This window comes from Curtobacterium sp. PhB170, from assembly GCF_003752345.1.
GTDB lineage: Bacteria > Actinomycetota > Actinomycetes > Actinomycetales > Microbacteriaceae > Curtobacterium.
The window spans coordinates 37,047-56,098 of sequence record NZ_RJUM01000008.1; the positions used below are offsets into that span (position 1 = coordinate 37,047).

The window sequence follows — 19,052 nt, forward strand, 5'->3', positions numbered from 1 at the left end:
CGCGGAACTGGCTCAGCGCAGCGTCCGGAACAGGAAGTCCGCCTCCTGCGGCAGCTCCTGCCGCAGGGACCACTGCACGGTGTTCCAGTCATGCCCGCTCCCCGGCGCGAACGCGACGGTGGTGGTCGCGCCGGCTGCGCGCGCTGCCCTGCCGAGTGTCCGGGCGTTGTGACTGAACGCGTGGTCCGACGACCCGGCCGTCAGCCAGACCGCGTGCCCGCCGAGCCCGTTCGCCCGCATCTGCGCGATCGGGGCCGCGCGCTCCCATGCCGCGATTGACCCGCCGAACGCCTGGTCGGCACTGTGCCGCGGGTTCTGGTCCACGGGCTGCAGCTCGCTCGAGATCGCGAGCGCGGCACCGAACGCGTCGGGTGACCCGGTGACGAACTGCATGGCGCACGTCGCCCCCTGGGAGAACCCGACGAGGCCCCAGGCGCCGCGGTCGGTGGTGACGGGCAGGTGGGCGGTGAGCCAGCTGGGCACGTCCTCGGTGACGTAGCTCGCCGAGTTCCCCAGCTTCGAGTCGACGCACATCGGGTTGCGCCCGGGCGCGGACAACTGGTCGACGGACACGACGATCGGGGCTCGTCCGTGGTGTGCAGCGGCGTAGGCGTCGAGCACGGTGCCCATCTGACCGGCGGTGAACATGTCACTCGGGGCTCCGGGCTGGCCGGCGAACGCCAGAAGCACCGGCAGCGGCGCGGGGTCGTTCACGAGGGCGGCGGGTGGCAGGTAGACGACGGCCGGACGCGCGGGGAAGTCGGAGCGCGAACTGGGGATGTCGACTGTGCGGACCTGGCCGACGGCCGGCATCCTGGCAGCGGGCGCCGCCGCGAGGTCGAGTGCCGGGTAGGGATCGCTCTGCACGACCGTCCCGAGGGTCGGGTACTTCGCGAACTCCACGTTGACGCCGAGCGCGGGCACGAGCAGGGCTGCCGGGACGAGCACCACCGCCAGCACACGGCGCCAGCGCCCGCCCTGCACGATCCCGGTGACCGCCAGGGCCAGCGCCGCCGCGGCCAGGACGACCCACATCCGCGTGACCGGACTCAGGGCGACGCCGAACAGGTTCAGCACGTCGCTGACGAGCCAGCACGCGACGAGCACGACCACGGCGGCTCCGACGGCGGCGGTCGCACGGACCCCGACCGTCCGCCAGGCCTGGCGAGTGCGGAACGACCGCAGCGCCGGCAGCAGCACCGCGACGGCGAGCGCCGCGAACACGAGGTCGATCGGCACCAGCTTCGACGGTGCCTGCAGCTGTGTGGCGAGCAGCCACTCGGTGGGACTCACGAGCGTGCCGTCGCCCGGTCGTCGGACGCCGGCCGGTGTGCCTGCCGCAGCGCCCACAGGTGCTTCGGTCGCAGCCCCGGCACGTACGCAGCGGCCAGCGCCCGCGCGACCCGCGGGACGTGCAACGGCGTGGGCACGACGATCCAGAGCGGTTCGTGGCGGGCGCCGAACTTCTCCTTGAAGCGCTGCAACGACCGGAACCCGTAGACCGGCTCGAGCACGCGGGCCAGGAGCACCGAGCCGTGGGCGACCAGGGATCGTGCCCCGGCGTGCGCGGCCAGCGGCGTGCCGGACAAGCTGACGATCGTGAGTCCGGCGTCGCGGGCACGGAGCGCGGTCCGTGCGATGAGGAACTCCATCACCCCGGGCATCCCGTCCTCGCCGCGGCGCATGACGTCGAGCGTGTACCCGGTCAGCGCGCCGTGCTCGTACACGGGCAACCAGCTCGTCACGGCGGTCACGTGTCCGTCTGCGGCGACGGCGAGCAACAGGCGGACGTCCGGGTCGTCGAGCTCGCGGAACCCACCGAGCGTGAACCCCATCTCCGGCAGCCGTCGGTCCGCTGCCCACCGGGTGCAGATCGCCGCGACCTCGGCGCGACGGTCGTCGTCGAGCGCCGCGAACGTCGTCCACTCGTCGTGGACGCCTTCGCGCTCGGCACGGTTCGACGCGGTCCGCAGGTCCTGCCGCTTCTTCCCGCGCAGGTCGAACGCGGTGACGTCGAGCACCGATTCGACGCCGACGGGCAGCGCGGTCCAGCCCTCGGCAGCGAGGATCTCGCGGATCGGTTCGTGCACGCTCGTGAACGCGGGTACCCAGCCGTTGCGGTCGCAGAACGCGGCGAAGGCCGTCACGACCTCGGCGCGGTCGGCGGCGGAGCACGCGGGGTCGGACACCGTGAGGGCGACGTCGCCGCTGACCCGGTAGGCGACGGCGCCGAGGCCGCCCGGGTGCGTCCAGGTCGCGTTGCCGTGCCACGTGCCCATGTGGCCGAGCGTGCCGGCGTCACCGTCGCGGAGCATCTCCACGAGGTCGTCGCGACAGGCCCCGGCAGCGTGGAACCGACGACGGACCAGCCGACCGTGCAGCGCGAGCACCGTGAGCAGGACGGCAGCGGGCACCAGCCACGCCCCGAGCAGGGTGACCTGCCACTCCAGCGCGTCCAGCCCGAGCCCCTGCCACTGGACGGCGCCGTCCTGCATCGGTTCGATCACGAAGACGTCGGCCAGGACCGCGGTGAGCGTCACCAGGACCCCGGTCGCCAGGGCGATGCCCGCGCGCCGTCCGCGGTGCACCAGCCACGCGGCGCAGAGCAGGAGGAGTCCGGTCACGACCGCCGAGCGGTCGCTCATCGCGTCGGCGAACAGCGACAGGACGCCGTCGGGGTTCGGCACGACCGGCGTCACGAGCGTCCCGGCACCGAGTGCGATGAGCGCGCTCACCACGACGGTCCGTGCGCTGACGGTGTCGCGCGTGGTGCGGGCGTCGGGACGGGAGGCGCGGCGCACGACGAGCACACCGGCCGCGGTCCCGAGCAGCGTCGCCAGGGCGCGGGCCAGGTCCGAACCGTGGCCGGCGAACAGGACGAGGGTCAGCACCACGGTCCACAGCGCGAGGCGCGTCCGCCAACGGCGTTGGGTCGGCATCGCGGCGGAGGCGGCCACGAGCAGCGCGGCGGCCACGATCGAGGGCGCGAAGAGCGGTTGGCCGACGGCGAACTCGGCGTGCGCCTCACCCAGGGCGGAGCCGATCGTCACCGTGAGGAGCGTGGCGAGCAGGGCGAGTACCGGCGCCCCGACGCCGATGACGAGTGTCCGGACCGAGCCGAGGGACCGCTCGGCGAGGACGGTCGTCAGCACCACCGCGGCCAGGGCCAGACAGGCGACGGGTGGGTGGTGCGGGAAGTCGGGCTCAGCGTGCGTCATCCGGGCGGACAGCACGACGGCGACCGCCACGACCGCCGCGACGACGGACACGGGGAAGCGGACGAGCCGTCCGAACAGTGCTTGAGGGGCCACGGTCTCATCCCACACGGCCCCGGACCCCGCGTCATCGCCCCGCGGCGTGATCCACGATGGCCGATCGGCCATCCGGGCCGACCCGGAGGATGACGGTCAGGCCGGAGCAGTCGGCTGCAGGTGTCCGACGGGGAGCCGCAGGTGCAGGGCGAAGCCGTCGTCCGGCTGCGGCCCGGAGTCCATGCTCCCGCCCAGCAGCGAGGCGCGTTCACCGAGGCCGATCAGCCCGAGGCCGGACCCCGGGAGCTCGAGTCGCTCCGCCCGCGCCGGCCCGTTCACGACGTCCACCAGCACGTGCCCGGCGGAGACCCGGCCGCTGACCCGGACCGTCGCGTCGGGCGCGTGCTTGCGGACGTTCGTCAGCCCTTCCTGGACGAACCGGTACACGGCGCGCTGCAGCGGTTGGGCCAGGGTGTCGGGCAGGTCCACGGTCGCGCGGGTCTCGAGACCGCTCTCCGCGATGAGCCGTGGCAGGTCGGCGAGCACCGGCTGCGGGGCGATCTGCCGATCGGTGCCGCCCGAGGCCCGGAGCACCTGGACCATCTCGCGCAGCTCCTGCAGGGTGACGACGCACAGCTGCCGGATCGTCCGCGCGAAGCCGCGTTCCGCTTCGTCGCGGCCCGCCATCTGCATCGCACCGGCCTGCACCGCGATGAGGGTGACCTGGTGGGAGACGACGTCGTGCATCTCGCGGGCGAGGAGCGCGCGTTCACGGGACAGCGCGACTGCGGCGGCCTGGCGACGTTCGTCCTCGCGGGCCCGGTGCACCTCGACGAGCTGGCCGGTGAGGCGCGCCCGCGTCTGCACGAGCAGTCCGACGGCGAGCGGACCGAGCGCGAAGATCAGCGCGTAGACGACCGACACGACGATCTCGCCGGGGGACTGCGGCGGCCCGACGAACCCACCGAAGCCGACGAACTGCACGAGCGCGGCCAGGAGCATCAGCCACCGGCGGTCGGTGCGCTCTCCGAGCGTGAACAGTGCGACGCTCGCGGCGACGACCGCGGACCCGACGAACAACCCGGGCACGGTCAGGGCGAAGGCGAGCACCGGGAAGCGGCGGCGGAGCAGGAGCGCCGCTGCGGCGACCAGGGACAGCACCGTCTCGAGGGTGGTCGCCCCGGAGATGTCGAGCACGGCGTCGGCGAGGGCGGCAGCGACGAAGAGGACGTCGAGCAACCACCAGGCTGCGCGGCGGGTGCGCACCCAGCGCAGGCCGGCGTCCACGAGGAGGTCGAGCCTCCCGTCGGTCGCGGCGAGGACACGTCGGACGCGACCGGCCGTCGGTCGGTCAGCCATCCAGCAGACCGGCCTCGGCTGCGCGCAGGGCGAGCTGGACCCGTGTCGAGACGCCGAACGCGGACAGGAGGGCACGGACGTCCTCCTTCACGGTGCCGGTGCTGACGCCCAGACGAGCGCCGATGTCCGGGTTGCTCGCGCCGCTGGCGACCAGGCGCACCACGGCGTGCTCCCGTTCGGAGAGCGACGGCGGTGGCGGACCGGACGGCTGCGCGGCGAACAGTCGCGATCGGTCGACGCCCGGGGCGATGACCACCCCACCCCGAGCGAGCACACGGACGTACTCGGCGAGTCCCTCGGGATCGGTGTCCTTGAGCAGGAACCCGGCGGCGCCGAGCTCCATCGCCCGCCCCACGTACTCGTCCGTGTCGAAGGTGGTGAGCATCGCGACCGCCGGCGGTTCGGCGAGGGCCTGCAGTGCGCGGAGGACCTCGATCCCGTCCACACGCGGCATGCGCACGTCGAGCAGGACGACGTCCGGGGCGTGGTCGCGGATGACCTGCACCGCGTCGACGTCCCCGGTCGTGGCGACCACGTCGATGTCCGGCGCGGCGCCGAGGATGAGTTCGAAGCCGTACCGGACGAGCGTCTCGTCGTCGACGATCACCACCGTGGTCACGGCCGTCATCTTGCCACGCACGTTGGCGTTCCGAGGTCGACTCGCTACTGTGATGGGAACTGGTCATGTCCGCGCATGACCACCACCCAGGACCAGCAACGGAGCACGAGGGACGCATGACGAGCCGCATCACCGAGGGTGCCGAACCGAAGCACCAGCAGTTGCGGCGCATCCTGCTCGACCTCGCCACCGCACGCCTGGCCCCCGGCGCCGCGATCCCGTCCGAACGCCAGCTCATCGCCGAGTACGGCGTCTCACGGATCACCGTGCGCGAAGCCCTCGGGCAGCTCGTCAACGAGGGCTACCTGGAGCGCGTCCGCGGCAAGGGCACCTTCGTGGCACACCGCCCCGTGCAGTCGACGCTGCACCTGGCGTCGTTCACCGAGGAGATGCGGGCGATGGGCCACGTCCCGACCACGGTTGTGCTGGTGCGCGAGGAACGTGTGCCGCCGAGTGACACCGTGGCGGCGCTGCGGCTCGACGCCGAGGTGTCGGCCTTCCACGTGAAGCGACTCCGGATGGCGGACGGCGCTCCGGTGTCGATCGACGACGCCTGGCTCGTGGCCGATGCGTTCCCGGGGCTGCTCGACCACGACCTGTCCGGGTCGGTGTACTCGATCATCGCGAACGAGTACGGCACCCCGATCGACCGGGCGCAGCAGACGGTGGCCGCGAACCCGGCTGCCGACGACGTCGCGACGCTGCTCGGCACGAAGACCGGTGCTCCGGTGCTCGAGTTCGACCGGGTGTCCTACGCGGGAGAGCGCCCCGTGGAGCACACCCGCAGCTGGTACCGCTCGGACCGCTACCGCGTGCAGATGGAGGTCACCGCGACCCCGGCGGTCGCGTAGTCCGGCACGAACGCGAAAGCGACTCTGTGCTGCGAACGTTCCGCAGCACAGAGTCGCTTCGGCAAGGAAGAACCGAAGTGAGCCCGGGTCAGACCTCGAACAGGGTGTCGCCGTCGAGCACCGAGGTGCCCACCATGCCCTGGTCGACGGTGTCCGGCGCGGAGCCGAGCACCACGACGGGGCAGATCGGCGAGTAGCCGGCGGCCGAGATCACCGAGGGCGTGAACCGGACGACGGGGTCGCCGGCCGTGACCGCTGCGCCCTCGGTCGCGAGGAGCTCGAAGCCCTCGCCCGACAGCTTCACGGTGTCGATGCCGACGTGCACGAGGACGTCCGTGCCCGCCGAGCCCTGCAGCGCGAACGCGTGCGGGTGCAGCTTCACGATGGTGCCGTCGACCGGGGCCACCGCGGTGACCGCGCCCTCGACGCCCGTCGGGTCGACGGCCACACCGGCGCCGACGAGCTGGCCGGCGAACACCGGGTCCGGTACGTCAGCGAGGGCGACGACCGGGCCGGCGAAGGGCGTGCGGACCGCCGTCACAGTTCGTCCTGGATGTCCTGCGCGAGGTTGTCGGCGATGGTGCCGACGATGACCTGCCAGCCGGTGCCGCCGCCGACGACGGCCTGGGCGCCCGCAGCCTGCAGCGCGGCCTTGTCGACGAGGTCGCCGTCCTCGACCTCGACGCGGAGGCGCGTGATGCAGCCCTCGACCTCTTCGATGTTGTCGGCACCGCCGAGCGCGGCGATGATGTCGGCTGCCTTGATGTCGGCCATCGTTTCCTCCTCGTTAAGGGTTTTCGTACCAGGTTGACACGGGACCGGTCTCGGTTCAGACTACGGAACTGGTCATGACCGGACAGGACCGGACCTGGCGACACCGCCGAGGTTACCTGCGCTGGCTGCACGACTCAACTCACCCCGACAGCTCCACCCAATGACGAGAGGACCTCCGATGAGCGCCACCACTGCCACGGACGTGCCGGAGAAGAAGAAGCCGAAGAAGCAGTCCCGGCTGTTCGCGCAAGCCCAGCGCCTCGGACGGAGCCTGCTCCTGCCGATCGCGGTGATGCCCGCCGCGGGCATCCTGCTGCGCCTCGGTCAGTCCGACATGCTCGGCGCGATCCCCGGCTTCGAGCAGGGCGCGACGATCATCGCCGCCGCGGGCAACGGTGTGTTCACCTGGCTGCCGCTGCTCTTCGCGGTCGGCATCGCGATCGGGTGGGCGAAGAAGTCTGACGGCACGACCGCGCTCGCCGCCGTCGTCGGCTACATGGTCATGTACCAGGTGTTCGCAGCGATGTCGCCGATCGTCCTCGCGGGGGTGAAGGACGCCAACGGCGACCAGGCCACCATCAACTTCGGCGTCCTCGGCGGCATCGTGATGGGCCTCGTCTCGGCGGTCATGTGGGAGAAGTTCCACCGCACGAAGATGCCCGACTTCCTCGGGTTCTTCTCCGGCCGTCGCCTCGTCCCGATCCTGACCGCGGTCGCTGGTCTGGTCATCGCCGTCCTGATGTCCTTCGTGTACCGCTACTTCGACATCGCGCTGACCGCCGCCGGCCAGGCCGTGGCCGACAACGCCGTCATCGGTGGCGGCATCTTCGGGTTCGTCAACCGCATGCTCATCCCGATCGGGCTGCACCAGCTGCTCAACTTCTTCCCGTGGTTCCAGCTCGGCAGCTTCACTTCGGGCGGGGTCACCTACCACGGCGACATCGCGCGCTTCCTCGCCGGTGACCCGACCGCTGGCATCTTCCAGGCCGGCTTCTTCCCCATCATGATGTTCGCGCTGCCGGCCGGTGCGCTCGCCATCTGGCGCAACGCCAAGCCGCAGAACCGCAAGCTCGTCGGCGGCATCATGCTCTCGGCCGCGCTCACCTCGTTCGTGACCGGCATCACCGAGCCGCTCGAGTACTCGTTCATGTTCGTGGCATTCCCGCTGTACATCATCCACGCGGTGCTCACCGGGACCTCGCTGGCGCTGGTCAACGCCCTCGGCATCCACGACGGGTTCTCGTTCTCGGCCGGTGCGATCGACTACGTGCTGAACTTCGGCAAGGCGGACGGAGCGATCTGGCTCATCCCGATCGGCCTCGGCTACGCGGTCGTCTACTACTTCCTGTTCAGTTTCGTGATCAAGAGGTGGAACCTCCGCACGCCCGGGCGTGAGGAGGACACGATCGCCGAGAACACGATCGACGCGGCCACCAAGCCGTAAGCGCGCGTTCCTGCAAGACGGGAGGCCCGGTGCCAGCTGGCACCGGGCCTCCCGTCCGTCTGTCGTCACCACCAGAGCGCTGGTACCGGTTTTGACAATCGTTATCAGCAAGCGTTACCGTCGGAGCATGCACAACCGCCTCCTCGCCCTCCCGCTCGTCGCCGGCGCCGCCGCGCTCGCCCTGACGGGCTGCGCGACCTCCTCGGCCTCGGGCAACGCCAGCAGCGACGGGAAGATCGCCGTCGTCGCCTCGACCAACGTCTACGGCTCGATCGTCCAGTCGATCGGTGGCGACCAGGTGTCGGTCACGAGCATCCTGAACGACCCCTCGCAGGACCCGCACTCGTTCGAGTCGAGCGCCCGCACCCAGCTCGCGGTGTCGAAGGCCGACCTGCTCATCGAGAACGGCGGCGGGTACGACGACTTCATGACCACGCTCGCCGACGCCTCGGACACCAAGGCCGACACCATCAACGTCGTGAAGCTCTCCGGCTTGGACAAGGGCGGCGACGCCGAGTTCAACGAGCACGTGTTCTACAGCTACCCGACGATGGTGAAGCTCGTCGACGACGTCACGAAGCGCCTGTCCGCGCTCGATGCGGGCGACGAGGCCACGTTCGAGAAGAACGCCGACGCGCTCACGACGAAGCTCGACGACCTCGAGTCCCAGACCGCCGACCTGAAGAAGACGTACGACGGCGAGAAGGTGGCGTACACCGAGCCGGTGCCGGGCTACCTCTTCGACGCGATCGGTCTCGACAACGTCACCCCCGAAGCGTTCTCCGAGGCGATCGAGGAGGGCGACGACGTCCCGCCGGCAGCGCTCAAGGACACCCTCGCGCTGTTCAGTGGCAAGAGCGTGGAGCTGCTCGCCTACAACGACCAGACCTCGAGCGCCGAGACCGAACAGGTCAAGAAGGCCGCCGACCAGAACGACGTCCCGGTGGTCGGTGTCACGGAGACGCTCCCCAAGGGGCAGGATTACGTCTCGTGGCAGCAGGCGAACATCGACGCGGTGCAGGCGGCGCTCCAGAAGTGACGACCTCGACCGCAGCAGCGACGACCGACAGCCCGGCGACCACCTCGGTGGACGACCGGGCTGCGGCCCGTCCGGTCCTGGCCCTGCGCGACGCCGGGCTGTCCTTCGGTGAACGGAAGCTCTGGGGACACCTGGACCTGGACATCGCGCCGGGGGAGTTCGTCGCGGTCCTCGGCCCGAACGGCGCCGGCAAGACCTCGCTCCTGCGCACGGTGCTCGGGCAGCAGCGCCTGACGAGCGGCACGATGTCGTTCCTCGGCCAGCCAGTCCGGCGCGGACACCGGAAGATCGGCTACATCCCGCAGCAGCGGCTCATGGAAGTCGGCACCCCCCTGCGCGCGCGGGACATGATCGCGCAGGGTGTGACGGGGCACCGGTGGGGCGTCCTGCCGACGGCGAAGGCCGACCGCGCCCGCATCGACCGCATCCTCGACGAGGTCGGCGCCACCGCGTTCGCCGACGCCCCGGTGGCCGAGCTGTCCGGCGGCGAGCAGCAGCGCACCCGCGTCGGTCAGGCCATCGCCGCCGACCCGGCACTGCTGCTGTGCGACGAACCCCTGATCTCACTCGACCTGCGGCACCAGCGCGGCGTCACCGAGCTCATCGACCGGCAGCGTCGGCAGCAGGGTGCCGCGGTGCTCTTCGTGACGCACGACGTGAACCCGATCCTCGACGTCGTCGACCGGGTCCTCTACATCGCCGGCGGCCGGTTCCGGATCGGATCCCCCGACGATGTCCTGCGCGCCGACGTCCTGAGCGACCTGTACGGCACCCCGGTCGACGTCGTCCGCACGATGGGCCGCATCGTCATCGTCGGCGCGAACGACGCGCACGACCACCACCACGGCGAGGTCGACCCGCACGCCCCGGCGTCGGACGAAGGGCGGATCTGATGGACGTCCTGTCGACGGTCTTCTCGTTCCAGGACTACGGCGAGCTCGTCGCCCTGGTGCAGAACTCGATCTGGGCCGGCGCGGTGCTCGGCATCGTCGGCGGGCTCATCGGCCCGTTCGTGGTGGCCCGGAACATGCCCTTCGCGGTGCACGGCATCTCGGAGCTGTCCTTCGCCGGCGCGAGCGCGTCCCTGCTGCTCGGTGTCAACGTCGTCACGGGCTCGCTCGTCGGGTCGGTGATCGCGGCGCTGCTCATCGGGGTGCTCGGCTCGAGAGCGCGCGACCGCAACTCGATCATCGCCGTGCTCATGCCGTTCGGCCTCGGGCTCGGCATCCTGTGCCTGGCGCTCTACAAGGGGCGTGCGGCCAACAAGTTCGGGCTGCTCACCGGCCAGATCGTGTCGGTGGACAACCCCCAGCTGACGTTCCTCATCGTCATCGCCGCCATCGTGGTCGCGACCCTGCTCGTCATCTGGCGGCCGCTGATGTTCGCGTCGGTCGACCCCGATGTGGCCGCGGCCGCCGGCATCCCGGTGCGGACGCTCGCGATCGTGTTCATGCTCGTCCTCGGCCTGGCCACCGCGGTGTCGGTGCAGATCGTCGGCGCCCTGCTCGTGCTGTCGCTGCTCGTCACCCCGGCCGCTGCGGCACTGCGGCTCAGCTCGCACCCGGTCGTGGTGCCGGTGCTGTCCACGGTGTTCGCCGTGGTGTCGGTCGTCGGTGGCATCCTGCTGGCACTCGGCGGCGGACTGCCGATCAGCCCCTACGTGACGACCATCTCGTTCGCGATCTGGGTGGTCTGCCGGATCGTCGGGGCCAGGCGCGACCGCCGTGGACGCGACCGGGTCGTCCGCCGCGACCAGCGTGGCGGGGGCGCACCGGGCCTCCCGTCCGGAACGAACGGAACCGGAACCGGAGCCGGAGCCGGTTCCGGAACGTCAGCCGAAACGAAGGTGGGTGCACCAGCATGAACGCCGTGCAGAAGGTCAAGCGGAACACGTGGCAGCGCGAAGCGGTGCGCGGCGCCCTCGACTCCACCGAGGGGTTCGTCAGCGCGCAGGCGCTGCACCAGCACCTGCGTGACGAGGGCTCGACGATCGGCCTCGCCACCGTCTACCGGGCGCTCGCCGACCTGGCGACCGAGGGCGACGCCGACTCGTTGCAGCAGGACGGCGAATCGCTGTACCGGGCCTGCACGACGGACGCGCACCACCACCACCTGATCTGCCGGAACTGCGGCCGGACCGTCGAGATCGAGGCGGACCCCGTCGAGCAGTGGGCGCAGGACGTCGCCGCCGCGAACGGGTTCACGAACGCCAGCCACGTCGTCGACATCTTCGGCGAGTGCGCGGCGTGCACGGCATCTGCCGCCGCAGCCGGACCGCGGACCGGCGACGCCGACGGCGAGTAGCGTCCGCGCCATGCACGTCATCCTGGTCCCCGGGTTCTGGCTCGATGCGAGCGCGTGGGACGACGTCGCCCCGGTGCTGCTGCAGGCAGGCCACACGGTCGAGGCGATCACCCGCGACGGTGACACGCTCGACGAGCAGGTCGCGGCGCTCGTGGAGCGCCTGGACGACGTCGCCAGCGCGGACGAGCCCGTCGTGCTCGCCGGACACTCGGGCGCCGGACCGATCGCGTACATGGCCGCCGACCAGCGGCCCTCGCTCGTCGCGCACCTGCTCTACGTCGACACGTTCCCCGGTCCCGCCGGCGGCTGCGTGAACGACGAACTGCCCGTGGTCGACGGTGTGGTGCCGCTGCCGTCGTGGGACGTCTGGGAGCCGGCCACGGTGCGCGGGATGACGCCGGCGTTGCGGGAGTCCTTCGAGCACCGCGCGATCCCGGAGCCGGCCGCCGTGCCGTCCGACCGGTTCCACTACGCCGACGCCGCCCGGCACACGATCCCGGCGACGGTGATCACCTGCGAGATCCCGGCGACCGAGCTCGCGACGATGGTGGCAGACCACCAGACCTGGGCCGCGGAACTCGTCGCGACCGAGGAGCTCAGCATCGTCGGACTCGAGACCGGACACTGGCCGATGTTCACGGCGCCGCGCGAACTCGGCGAGCTCATGGTGCGTGCGCTTGCGACACGCCCGGAGCTCGCGTAGGCTCTTCCCTTGGTCCTCCACGTCCGCGTGGTGGACCCGTTGTTCCAAGCCCTCCGACCGTCGCGAACGCCGCGGTCGCGTGGTGTCCGTTCCCCCTTCGACAGGGGCTGCGGGCCTGGGCGGTGTGCACAACCCCCTCGCATGCACCACTCCGGTGGTCCTGCGCGTGCGCACCAGGCAAGTGAACTTGGGTGCGGCCGTCCGGTCGCACGGTACCTCAGGAGGAAACCATGGCAGCAGTGTGCCAGGTGACCGGCGCCGTTCCCGGCTTCGGTCACAACATCTCGCACTCGCACCGCCGGACGAAGCGCCGCTTCGACCCGAACGTGCAGAAGAAGACGTACTACGTGCCGTCGCTGCGTCGCAACGTGACGCTCAACGTCAGCGCTAAGGGCATCAAGGTCATCGACGCACGGGGCATCGAGTCCGTCGTCAAGGACGTCCTCGCCCGTGGGGAGAAGATCTGATGGCGAAAAAGGGTCAGGACATCCGTCCGATCATCAAGCTCCGCTCGACGGCGGGCACCGGGTTCACGTACGTGACCAAGAAGAACCGTCGGAACAACCCCGACCGTCTCGTGCTGAAGAAGTACGACCCGGTGATCCGCAAGCACGTCGACTTCCGTGAGGAGCGCTAAGCATGGCGAAGAAGAGCAAGATCGCGAAGAACAACCAGCGTGCCGTCATCATCGCGCGCTACGCCGAGCGTCGTCTCGAGCTGAAGAAGGCCCTCGTGGACCCGAACGGCTCCGACGAGTCGCGTGAGGCCGCTCGCGTGGGCCTGCAGAAGCTGCCCCGCGACGCATCCCCGATCCGCTACCGCAACCGCGACGCGATCGACGGCCGCCCCCGTGGCCACCTGGGTGAGTTCGGCATCAGCCGTGTCCGCTTCCGCGACATGGCCCACCGTGGAGAGCTCCCCGGCATCACGAAGAGCTCCTGGTAAGCACTCGCAGCACCCGACGCCCCGTCACCTCCTGGTGGCGGGGCGTTCGCTGTGTCCGGGGTACAAGGGCGCCTCAGTGGTCACATCTGCCCCGCTGGACCCGCGACAAGCCCGGAAATCCGGGCGAGTCGGCTGAATTCGTCCGATGTGGCTGGTAGGTTCAACTCCGGTTCCGCCGGGCCCTCGGCCCACTGGCACCGTGGCACGGGGCAACCGCTCCGGGCGCCGGACGGCACGTCCGTCCGACCGATACTGCAAGAAGTCCGAGGAGGACATCCAATGGCTGACAAGTCACTGAACCGCACCGAGCTCGTCGCTGCCGTCGCCGCCGAGTCCGGCCAGAGCCAGGCCACCGTCAACGGCGTCGTCGACGCGCTCTTCAGCGTCGTCTCGTCGTCCGTCGCGGACGGCACGAAGGTCACGATCCCCGGTTGGATCGCCTTCGAGAAGACGCACCGCGCTGCCCGCACCGGCCGCAACCCGCAGACGGGTGAGGCCATCGAGATCGCCGCGAGCGACTCGGTCAAGGTCAGCGCCGGCTCGAAGCTCAAGGCTGCGGTCAAGTAAGACTGTTCCGCGCATCGGGAGGGACGGCTTCGGCCGTCCCTTTCGTCGTTCCCGGGGTGCGTGCGCCCGGTGCGCATGTCCTGCCTGGAGGCCCGTGCCGGTTCCCACAGGTCGGCCCGGCCGGTTCGGTGGCCGGGTGGGCACCGCCTAGGCTTGACGGGTGAATCGGATCGCGCGCATCGCCGGTCCCGCCGTGCTCCTGCTCGTCGGGTTCGTGGCGCTGCTCACGGCACTCGTCATCGGCGGTGGTGCGAACGCAGCGCTGATCGCCGACCCCGGTGCCCTGGTCCGTTTCGGTCTGCCGATCTCGCGGTTGGTCGTGGACCTGTCCGCCGCTGCGACGATCGGCGGCCTCGCGCTGGCCACCGTCGGACTCTCGCGCTCCGGCCCGGAGTGGAACCGCGCCATCGACGTCGCGGCCGCCGCCAGCGGGCTCTGGACGGTGTCGTCCGCGGTCACCACCTTCTTCACGTTCCTGAGCGTCGCCGGTTCGAAGATCAGCATCGACGAGCAGTTCGGCCAGTCGATGGGCGTGTTCCTCACCGGCACGGACCTCGGGCTCGCTTGGCTCGTGACGGTGCTCGTCGCCGCTGCCGTCACGGTGCTCTGCTTCGCCGTCCGTTCGCGGGGCATGGTCGCCCTGACCGCCGGCGTCTCGATGATCGGGCTCATCCCGCTCGCACAGCAGGGCCACGCCGCCGGCACCGCGAGCCACGACGCCGCCGTGACCGCGCTCGGGCTGCACCTGGTCGGCGCCGCGCTCTGGGTCGGTGGCCTGACCATGCTCGTGCTCCTGCGCGGCGTGCTGCCCGGTGACCGCCTGGCCGTGGTCGTCGCGCGGTACTCGAGCATCGCGCTCGGGTGCTTCGTGCTCGTGGCGGTGTCGGGTGTCGCCTCGGCACAGATCCGCGTGGGCGTTCTGTCGAACCTGTTCACGCCGTACGGCACCCTCGTGCTGGTCAAGATCGGCGCGATCGTCGCCATCGGGGTCCTCGGTGCCGTGCAGCGTCGGCGTGCGATTCGCTCCCTGACCGAGGCGCCGGCACGGCACCGCCCGTTCTGGACCTTGATCGTGGTCGAGCTCGCCGTGATGGGTGTCGCATCGGGCTTCGCCGCGGCGCTCGGACGCACGGCCACCCCGGTCGACCAGATCGCGCTGAGCAAGACGACCGACCCGAGCCCCGCTGAGCTGCTCACCGACGACCTGCTGCCGCACGCGCCCGGGGCCTGGGGCTGGCTGACGCAGTGGAACATCGACCTGTTCTGGCTGATGGCCGCCGTGCTGCTCGCTGCGACGTACACGGCCGGGGTCGTGCGCCTGCGCCGCACCGGGGTCCACTGGCCGGTGCGCCGTTCGGTGGCGGCGGCCCTCGCGATCATCTCGCTCGTCGTCGCGACGTCCGGTTCGCTGCACCAGTACGACCGGTTCTTGGTGTCGGCGAACGTCGGCGCGCACGTGCTGCTCGGCCTGGTGGTGCCGGCGCTGGTGTGGGCGGCGGCTCCCGTCGTGCTCATCCGGGCCGCGGTGCACCCGCGCGACGACGACAGCACCGGCGTGCGCGAGTGGACCGGTGTGCTGGTCGACAACGCCGCGGTCCGCTACCTGGTGCAGCCCTTCCCGGCGTTCCTGCTCGCCGCAGCGGTGTGGTGGGCGTACTTCGCCACCGACGCCGTCCGGTGGTCGGTGAGCGACTCCACGGGGCGCACGGTCATCGACGTGGGCTTCCTGCTCGTCGGGCTCCTGGCGATGCCGACGCTCTTCACCCCGATCGCGGCCGGCCAGCAGCACCCGACCCGCGCAGCGGCGGTCGTGCGGATCGTCGGGGCCGCGGTCGTCGCCGCCGGAGCGGTGTCGCTCGGCGTTGCGATGCGCGGGCCGCTCGGACTGCTGCAGGCGTCGTGGTTCGGGGCGGTGGGGCGGACGTGGGGCCCCGATCCGCTCGTCGACCAGGCCCGTGGCGGGCTCGTGCTCGTGGTCGCCGGGGTGCTGCTCCTGGTGGCGGTCGTCGTGGTGGTGCTCGTGCAGCTGCGGCGCGCTGGATCGCCGGCGCGCACGCTCGGAGCGGACGCGCGCACCCTCGAGCAGGACGCACGATGAGCGTCGAGCTCAGCGACGAGCAGCGGGCCGTCTTCGAGTACATCGAGCACACCCGCGACCACGTCTTCATCACCGGTCGTGCCGGCACGGGCAAGTCGACCCTGCTCAACCACCTGTCGTGGAACACCGAGAAGCAGGTCGTGATCTGCGCACCGACCGGGGTCGCGGCCCTGAACGTCGGTGGCCAGACGATCCACTCGTTGTTCCGCCTGCCGATCGGCCTCATCGCCGATGCCGAGCTGCGCCAGGGACCGGACACCCGCAAGCTCCTGAACACCATCGACACCCTGGTGATCGACGAGGTCTCGATGGTGAACGCCGACCTGCTCGACGGGATGGACCGTTCGCTGCGCAAGGCCCGCGGGCGGCAGTTCGAGGCGTTCGGCGGGGTCCAGGTGGTCATGTTCGGCGACCCGTACCAGTTGCCGCCGGTCCCGGGTGGTGCCGACGAACGCGCCTACTTCACCGACCACTACCGGTCGATGTGGTTCTTCGACGCCAAGGTCTGGCTCGAGGCGAAGCTGAACATCATCGAGCTCGCCACCGTGCACCGCCAGCGCGACGACGCCTTCGCCGCCATGCTCACGGCGGTGCGGCACGGCCGGGTGACCGCCGAGATCGCCGACCAGCTCAACACCGCGGGCGCACGGCCCTCGCCCGACGACGCCATCACCCTCGCCACCCGGAACGACACCGTCGCGCGCATCAACAAGGCGGCGCTCGAACGGTTGCCCGGCAAGGTGAAGACCGCGAAGGCCGACGTCAACGGTGACTTCGGCGGGCGGAACTTCCCGGCCGACGAAGCCCTCGAGCTCAAGCCCGGTGCGCACGTGATGTTCCTGCGCAACGACGCCGACCAGCGGTGGGTGAACGGGACGCTCGGCATCGTCACGGCGATCCGCGACACGGTCTGGGTCGACGTCGACGGAGAATCGTTCGAGGTCCAGCCGTCGGTGTGGGAGAAGTTCAAGTACTCCTACGACGCCGACAAGAAGGAACTCAAGAAGGACACCGTCGGTGAGTTCCAGCAGTTCCCGTTGCGGCTCGCGTGGGCGGTGACGATCCACAAGTCGCAGGGCAGCACCTACGACCGCGCGGTGGTCGACCTGGGCAACCGGGTGTTCAGCGCCGGACAGACCTACGTCGCGCTGTCACGCCTGACCTCGCTCGAGGGGCTGTACCTGACCCGGCCGCTGCGGCCGCAGGACATCATCGTCGACACGGACGTCCGGCGCTTCATGTCCGAAGCGCCACGCATCGTCGCGACGGCACTCGAAGCCCGGAAGCCGGAGCCCGCCGCCGACGCCGACGCCGACCCCGACGACGACGCCTGACGCACCCGCGCTCCGCACACACGCCCCGCACTCACGCTCCCCGCACTCGCTCCGCACACACGACGACGCCCGCCTGCCGGAGCGGCAGACGGGCGTCGGGGAGCGTGTCGGTGTGTCAGGCGCGAGCCGCCGCACGCAGCGCGCGGAGGTTCTCCTTGTCGGCACCGAGCGCCGTCAGCAGCAGGATGACACCGACGATGGCGTGGAACACGTTGTCGGTGGTGTTCAGCGCGAAGATGTTCGCCGAGGTGTTGACGAAGACGAAGCCGTAGACGGCCAGCACCACGAGCACGGCGCCGACCACCAGGTTGCCGTTCCGCGAACCGATGGTGGTGCCGAGCCCGGTGATGAGCAGGACCGCGGCGAGCAGCACCCAGATGAGGGCGAGCGGCGGGTTGACCCCGAAGGCGTTCCAGAGCATCCCGCCCTGGCGGCTGAAGAAGCCGGGGTCGCCGTCGGCGGCGAAGAAGAAGCCCAGGATGCCCCAGAGTGCGAGGACGCCACCGACCGTGAGCGCGAGCCCGCGGTTCGGTGAGGCGGTGATGCCCGGTTCCTTGATGGCCACTTCGGTCTCCTCCTCGTACACTGCCGACGCGACGTGCGTCAGTCCGGCGGTGCCCGCCGGACTGAGCGGCGCGGCACTGAGCGGCACAGCGCGGGATCCGCGGGTGACGGCCGCGCGGTTCCCAGCCTCCGGCCGGTGAGCCAACGGTATCGTGTCCGACCCCGACCGTCCGAATCGCAGCGCCGTCACCAGGCGGGCGACGAGACCGACGACGACCACTCCGAGGAGGACCAGTCCGGTGACCTTGACACCCGAGCGCAGTGCACCGGAGTCGCGTGGACCGAGCGTCTCGCGGCGGTTGCGGTGGGGTGTGCTGGCGGCTCTGGGGTTCGTGATCGTGCCTTCCGTCTACGCGGCCGCGGTACTGACGCCGGTGGGGCAGCGCATGGAGGACGCCGCGCTCGGCGGGGTCCGTGAGTCCGACCTGTTCAGCTCGGACACTGCGCTCAACGTCATCTCGGTGCCGGTGATCCTGTTGCTCGTTGTCGTGATCGTCGCGGTGGCGTTCGCCAGGCGACGGCTCTCGGTGGGGCTCGGCGCGGGTGCAGTGGTGCTCGCGTCGGCGGCCACTTCGACGCTCGTCAAGCGTATCGCCGAGCGCCCGGAGATCGCCCAGTCGACGACGCCGAACTCGTTCCCCTCGGGGCACGCGACCATCGCGCTGGCCGCGCTGTTCGCCGTCCTGATGGTCACGCCCCGTCGCTTCCGGCCGATCGTCACCCTGCTCGGTGCCGCCTACGCGGTCTTCGTCGCCAACCAGACGGTCGTCTACGGCTGGCACCGGGTGAGCGACATCATCGGGGCGTGCGCGATCGCGATGTTCTGGCTCGGCGTCGTCCGGGCGTTCGGTCCGAGGGTCGACCGGGGCCTCCGAGGTGACCGGGACGGCCGTCGGGGTCCGCGCCGGGTGGTCAGCGTCGTCCTGCTCGTCGCCACCGGGGTCACGCTGGCCGTCGGCGTCGCCGCGCTCGTCGTCGGCCTGACGGGGGACGGCGCTCACGACCACGCCGCGATCCTGATGGCCGGACGGCTGGCCTCGAGCGCGAGCGTCCTGGCGGTGGTGACCGCGGTGTGGTTCCTCGACGGCATGCACCACGCGGCACGGACCGACCCCGCAGCACTGCCCGCAGCGCGCTGACGCCTGGTGGGAATGCACCGGCGTACGCTACGTTGTACCCAGCAAGTCGATGCAAACGCAT

The 19,052-nt window shown here is 70.9% G+C and carries 21 protein-coding genes; 14 read left to right on the top strand and 7 right to left on the bottom strand.

The genetic code is table 11. The annotated features are described in order from the left end of the window. Positions 1-12: 12 nt before the first annotated feature. The 4 genes from EDF40_RS00775 to EDF40_RS00790 all read right to left on the bottom strand — a co-directional run bounded on the left by EDF40_RS00775 (position 13) and on the right by EDF40_RS00790 (position 5,250). Entirely contained in the window at positions 13-1,293 is a 1,281-nt protein-coding gene (locus EDF40_RS00775) for an esterase family protein (protein ID WP_148053836.1), read from the bottom strand. After that, positions 1,290-3,311 (bottom strand): bifunctional lysylphosphatidylglycerol flippase/synthetase MprF, encoded by a 2,022-nt coding sequence (locus tag EDF40_RS00780; protein WP_148053837.1) that lies wholly within the window; start codon positions 3,309-3,311, stop codon positions 1,290-1,292. The genes EDF40_RS00775 and EDF40_RS00780 overlap by 4 nt, the downstream gene beginning before the upstream one ends. A gap of 96 nt (positions 3,312-3,407) precedes the next feature. Next, positions 3,408-4,610, bottom strand: coding sequence for a sensor histidine kinase (locus tag EDF40_RS00785; RefSeq protein ID WP_123339962.1), 1,203 nt, complete (start codon positions 4,608-4,610; stop codon positions 3,408-3,410). Beyond that, positions 4,603-5,250 (bottom strand): response regulator transcription factor, encoded by a 648-nt coding sequence (locus tag EDF40_RS00790; protein ID WP_260236162.1) that lies wholly within the window; start codon positions 5,248-5,250, stop codon positions 4,603-4,605. Before EDF40_RS00790 ends, EDF40_RS00785 begins: the two co-directional genes overlap by 8 nt. Positions 5,251-5,345: 95 nt before the next feature. On the opposite strand from EDF40_RS00790, the gene EDF40_RS00795 reads away from it, so the two are divergent. After that, the gene (locus tag EDF40_RS00795; RefSeq protein ID WP_123293453.1) at positions 5,346-6,080 is read left to right on the top strand and encodes a GntR family transcriptional regulator; all 735 of its coding nucleotides are present in this window, start codon (positions 5,346-5,348) and stop codon (positions 6,078-6,080) included. An 88-nt stretch (positions 6,081-6,168) separates the two neighbouring features. Here EDF40_RS00795 and EDF40_RS00800 read toward each other — a convergent pair whose 3' ends face one another. Both EDF40_RS00800 and EDF40_RS00805 read right to left on the bottom strand, forming a co-directional pair. Further along, positions 6,169-6,621 (bottom strand): glucose PTS transporter subunit IIA, encoded by a 453-nt coding sequence (locus EDF40_RS00800; protein WP_123339963.1) that lies wholly within the window; start codon positions 6,619-6,621, stop codon positions 6,169-6,171. After that, entirely contained in the window at positions 6,618-6,854 is a 237-nt protein-coding gene (locus EDF40_RS00805) for a PTS transporter subunit EIIB (RefSeq protein ID WP_071293232.1), read from the bottom strand. Before EDF40_RS00805 ends, EDF40_RS00800 begins: the two co-directional genes overlap by 4 nt. Positions 6,855-7,032: 178 nt before the next feature. Between EDF40_RS00805 and EDF40_RS00810 the strand changes: the two genes are divergently transcribed. From EDF40_RS00810 to EDF40_RS00865, 12 genes are all read left to right on the top strand, one after another. Further along, positions 7,033-8,298 (top strand): PTS transporter subunit EIIC, encoded by a 1,266-nt coding sequence (locus tag EDF40_RS00810; protein WP_123339964.1) that lies wholly within the window; start codon positions 7,033-7,035, stop codon positions 8,296-8,298. Between the two features lie 127 nt (positions 8,299-8,425). Then, positions 8,426-9,337 carry a metal ABC transporter solute-binding protein, Zn/Mn family gene (locus tag EDF40_RS00815; RefSeq protein ID WP_123339965.1) on the top strand — a complete coding sequence of 304 codons (912 nt, stop codon included), beginning with the start codon at positions 8,426-8,428 and terminating at the stop codon, positions 9,335-9,337. A 47-nt stretch (positions 9,338-9,384) separates the two neighbouring features. Continuing rightward, on the top strand, positions 9,385-10,230 hold the full coding sequence (locus EDF40_RS00820) for a metal ABC transporter ATP-binding protein (protein ID WP_123340240.1): 846 nt from the start codon (positions 9,385-9,387) through the stop codon (positions 10,228-10,230). Continuing rightward, positions 10,230-11,201: a metal ABC transporter permease gene (locus EDF40_RS00825; protein ID WP_123339966.1), complete on the top strand. Its 972-nt coding sequence runs from the start codon at positions 10,230-10,232 to the stop codon at positions 11,199-11,201. The genes EDF40_RS00820 and EDF40_RS00825 overlap by 1 nt, the downstream gene beginning before the upstream one ends. After that, positions 11,198-11,641, top strand: coding sequence for a Fur family transcriptional regulator (locus EDF40_RS00830; RefSeq protein ID WP_123339967.1), 444 nt, complete (start codon positions 11,198-11,200; stop codon positions 11,639-11,641). Before EDF40_RS00825 ends, EDF40_RS00830 begins: the two co-directional genes overlap by 4 nt. A 10-nt stretch (positions 11,642-11,651) precedes the next feature. Further along, the gene (locus EDF40_RS00835; protein ID WP_123339968.1) at positions 11,652-12,344 is read left to right on the top strand and encodes an alpha/beta fold hydrolase; all 693 of its coding nucleotides are present in this window, start codon (positions 11,652-11,654) and stop codon (positions 12,342-12,344) included. Positions 12,345-12,574: 230 nt separating this feature from the next. Then, complete coding sequence (gene rpmB / locus EDF40_RS00840) at positions 12,575-12,811, top strand: 50S ribosomal protein L28 (RefSeq protein ID WP_111085377.1); 237 nt, start codon at positions 12,575-12,577, stop codon at positions 12,809-12,811. Next, positions 12,811-12,981, top strand: a complete 171-nt coding sequence (rpmG, locus tag EDF40_RS00845; protein ID WP_017886456.1) for a 50S ribosomal protein L33 — start codon at positions 12,811-12,813, stop codon at positions 12,979-12,981. Before rpmB ends, rpmG begins: the two co-directional genes overlap by 1 nt. Before the next feature lie 2 nt (positions 12,982-12,983). Next, complete coding sequence (gene rpsN, locus EDF40_RS00850) at positions 12,984-13,289, top strand: 30S ribosomal protein S14 (protein ID WP_111085378.1); 306 nt, start codon at positions 12,984-12,986, stop codon at positions 13,287-13,289. Positions 13,290-13,568: 279 nt separating this feature from the next. Next, positions 13,569-13,856 carry an HU family DNA-binding protein gene (locus tag EDF40_RS00855; protein WP_111085379.1) on the top strand — a complete coding sequence of 96 codons (288 nt, stop codon included), beginning with the start codon at positions 13,569-13,571 and terminating at the stop codon, positions 13,854-13,856. Positions 13,857-14,016: 160 nt separating this feature from the next. Then, positions 14,017-15,954, top strand: coding sequence for a cytochrome c oxidase assembly protein (locus tag EDF40_RS00860; protein WP_123339969.1), 1,938 nt, complete (start codon positions 14,017-14,019; stop codon positions 15,952-15,954). Beyond that, positions 15,951-17,288 (top strand): ATP-dependent RecD-like DNA helicase, encoded by a 1,338-nt coding sequence (locus tag EDF40_RS00865; RefSeq protein ID WP_123339970.1) that lies wholly within the window; start codon positions 15,951-15,953, stop codon positions 17,286-17,288. The genes EDF40_RS00860 and EDF40_RS00865 overlap by 4 nt, the downstream gene beginning before the upstream one ends. Positions 17,289-17,403: 115 nt before the next feature. Here EDF40_RS00865 and EDF40_RS19060 read toward each other — a convergent pair whose 3' ends face one another. Beyond that, entirely contained in the window at positions 17,404-17,853 is a 450-nt protein-coding gene (locus EDF40_RS19060) for a DUF4383 domain-containing protein (protein WP_165901145.1), read from the bottom strand. A gap of 238 nt (positions 17,854-18,091) precedes the next feature. Here EDF40_RS19060 and EDF40_RS00875 point away from each other — a divergent pair, with 238 nt between their 5' ends. Beyond that, positions 18,092-18,991 (top strand): phosphatase PAP2 family protein, encoded by a 900-nt coding sequence (locus EDF40_RS00875; RefSeq protein WP_148053838.1) that lies wholly within the window; start codon positions 18,092-18,094, stop codon positions 18,989-18,991. The last annotated feature ends 61 nt before the right edge of the window (positions 18,992-19,052 follow it).

What these genes read in the sequence shown, in the direction of transcription:
- EDF40_RS00805 (WP_071293232.1), bottom strand. Translation starts at nt 6,854, where the DNA reads ATGGCCGACATCAAGGCAGCCGACATCATCGCCGCGCTCGGCGGTGCC.
- EDF40_RS00785 (WP_123339962.1), bottom strand. Translation starts at nt 4,610, where the DNA reads ATGGCTGACCGACCGACGGCCGGTCGCGTCCGACGTGTCCTCGCCGCG.
- EDF40_RS00795 (WP_123293453.1), top strand. Translation starts at nt 5,346, where the DNA reads ATGACGAGCCGCATCACCGAGGGTGCCGAACCGAAGCACCAGCAGTTG.
- EDF40_RS00835 (WP_123339968.1), top strand. Translation starts at nt 11,652, where the DNA reads ATGCACGTCATCCTGGTCCCCGGGTTCTGGCTCGATGCGAGCGCGTGG.
- rpsN (WP_111085378.1), top strand. Translation starts at nt 12,984, where the DNA reads ATGGCGAAGAAGAGCAAGATCGCGAAGAACAACCAGCGTGCCGTCATC.
- EDF40_RS00865 (WP_123339970.1), top strand. Translation starts at nt 15,951, where the DNA reads ATGAGCGTCGAGCTCAGCGACGAGCAGCGGGCCGTCTTCGAGTACATC.
- EDF40_RS00825 (WP_123339966.1), top strand. Translation starts at nt 10,230, where the DNA reads ATGGACGTCCTGTCGACGGTCTTCTCGTTCCAGGACTACGGCGAGCTC.
- EDF40_RS00815 (WP_123339965.1), top strand. Translation starts at nt 8,426, where the DNA reads ATGCACAACCGCCTCCTCGCCCTCCCGCTCGTCGCCGGCGCCGCCGCG.
- EDF40_RS00830 (WP_123339967.1), top strand. Translation starts at nt 11,198, where the DNA reads ATGAACGCCGTGCAGAAGGTCAAGCGGAACACGTGGCAGCGCGAAGCG.
- EDF40_RS00810 (WP_123339964.1), top strand. Translation starts at nt 7,033, where the DNA reads ATGAGCGCCACCACTGCCACGGACGTGCCGGAGAAGAAGAAGCCGAAG.
- EDF40_RS00855 (WP_111085379.1), top strand. Translation starts at nt 13,569, where the DNA reads ATGGCTGACAAGTCACTGAACCGCACCGAGCTCGTCGCTGCCGTCGCC.
- rpmG (WP_017886456.1), top strand. Translation starts at nt 12,811, where the DNA reads ATGGCGAAAAAGGGTCAGGACATCCGTCCGATCATCAAGCTCCGCTCG.
- rpmB (WP_111085377.1), top strand. Translation starts at nt 12,575, where the DNA reads ATGGCAGCAGTGTGCCAGGTGACCGGCGCCGTTCCCGGCTTCGGTCAC.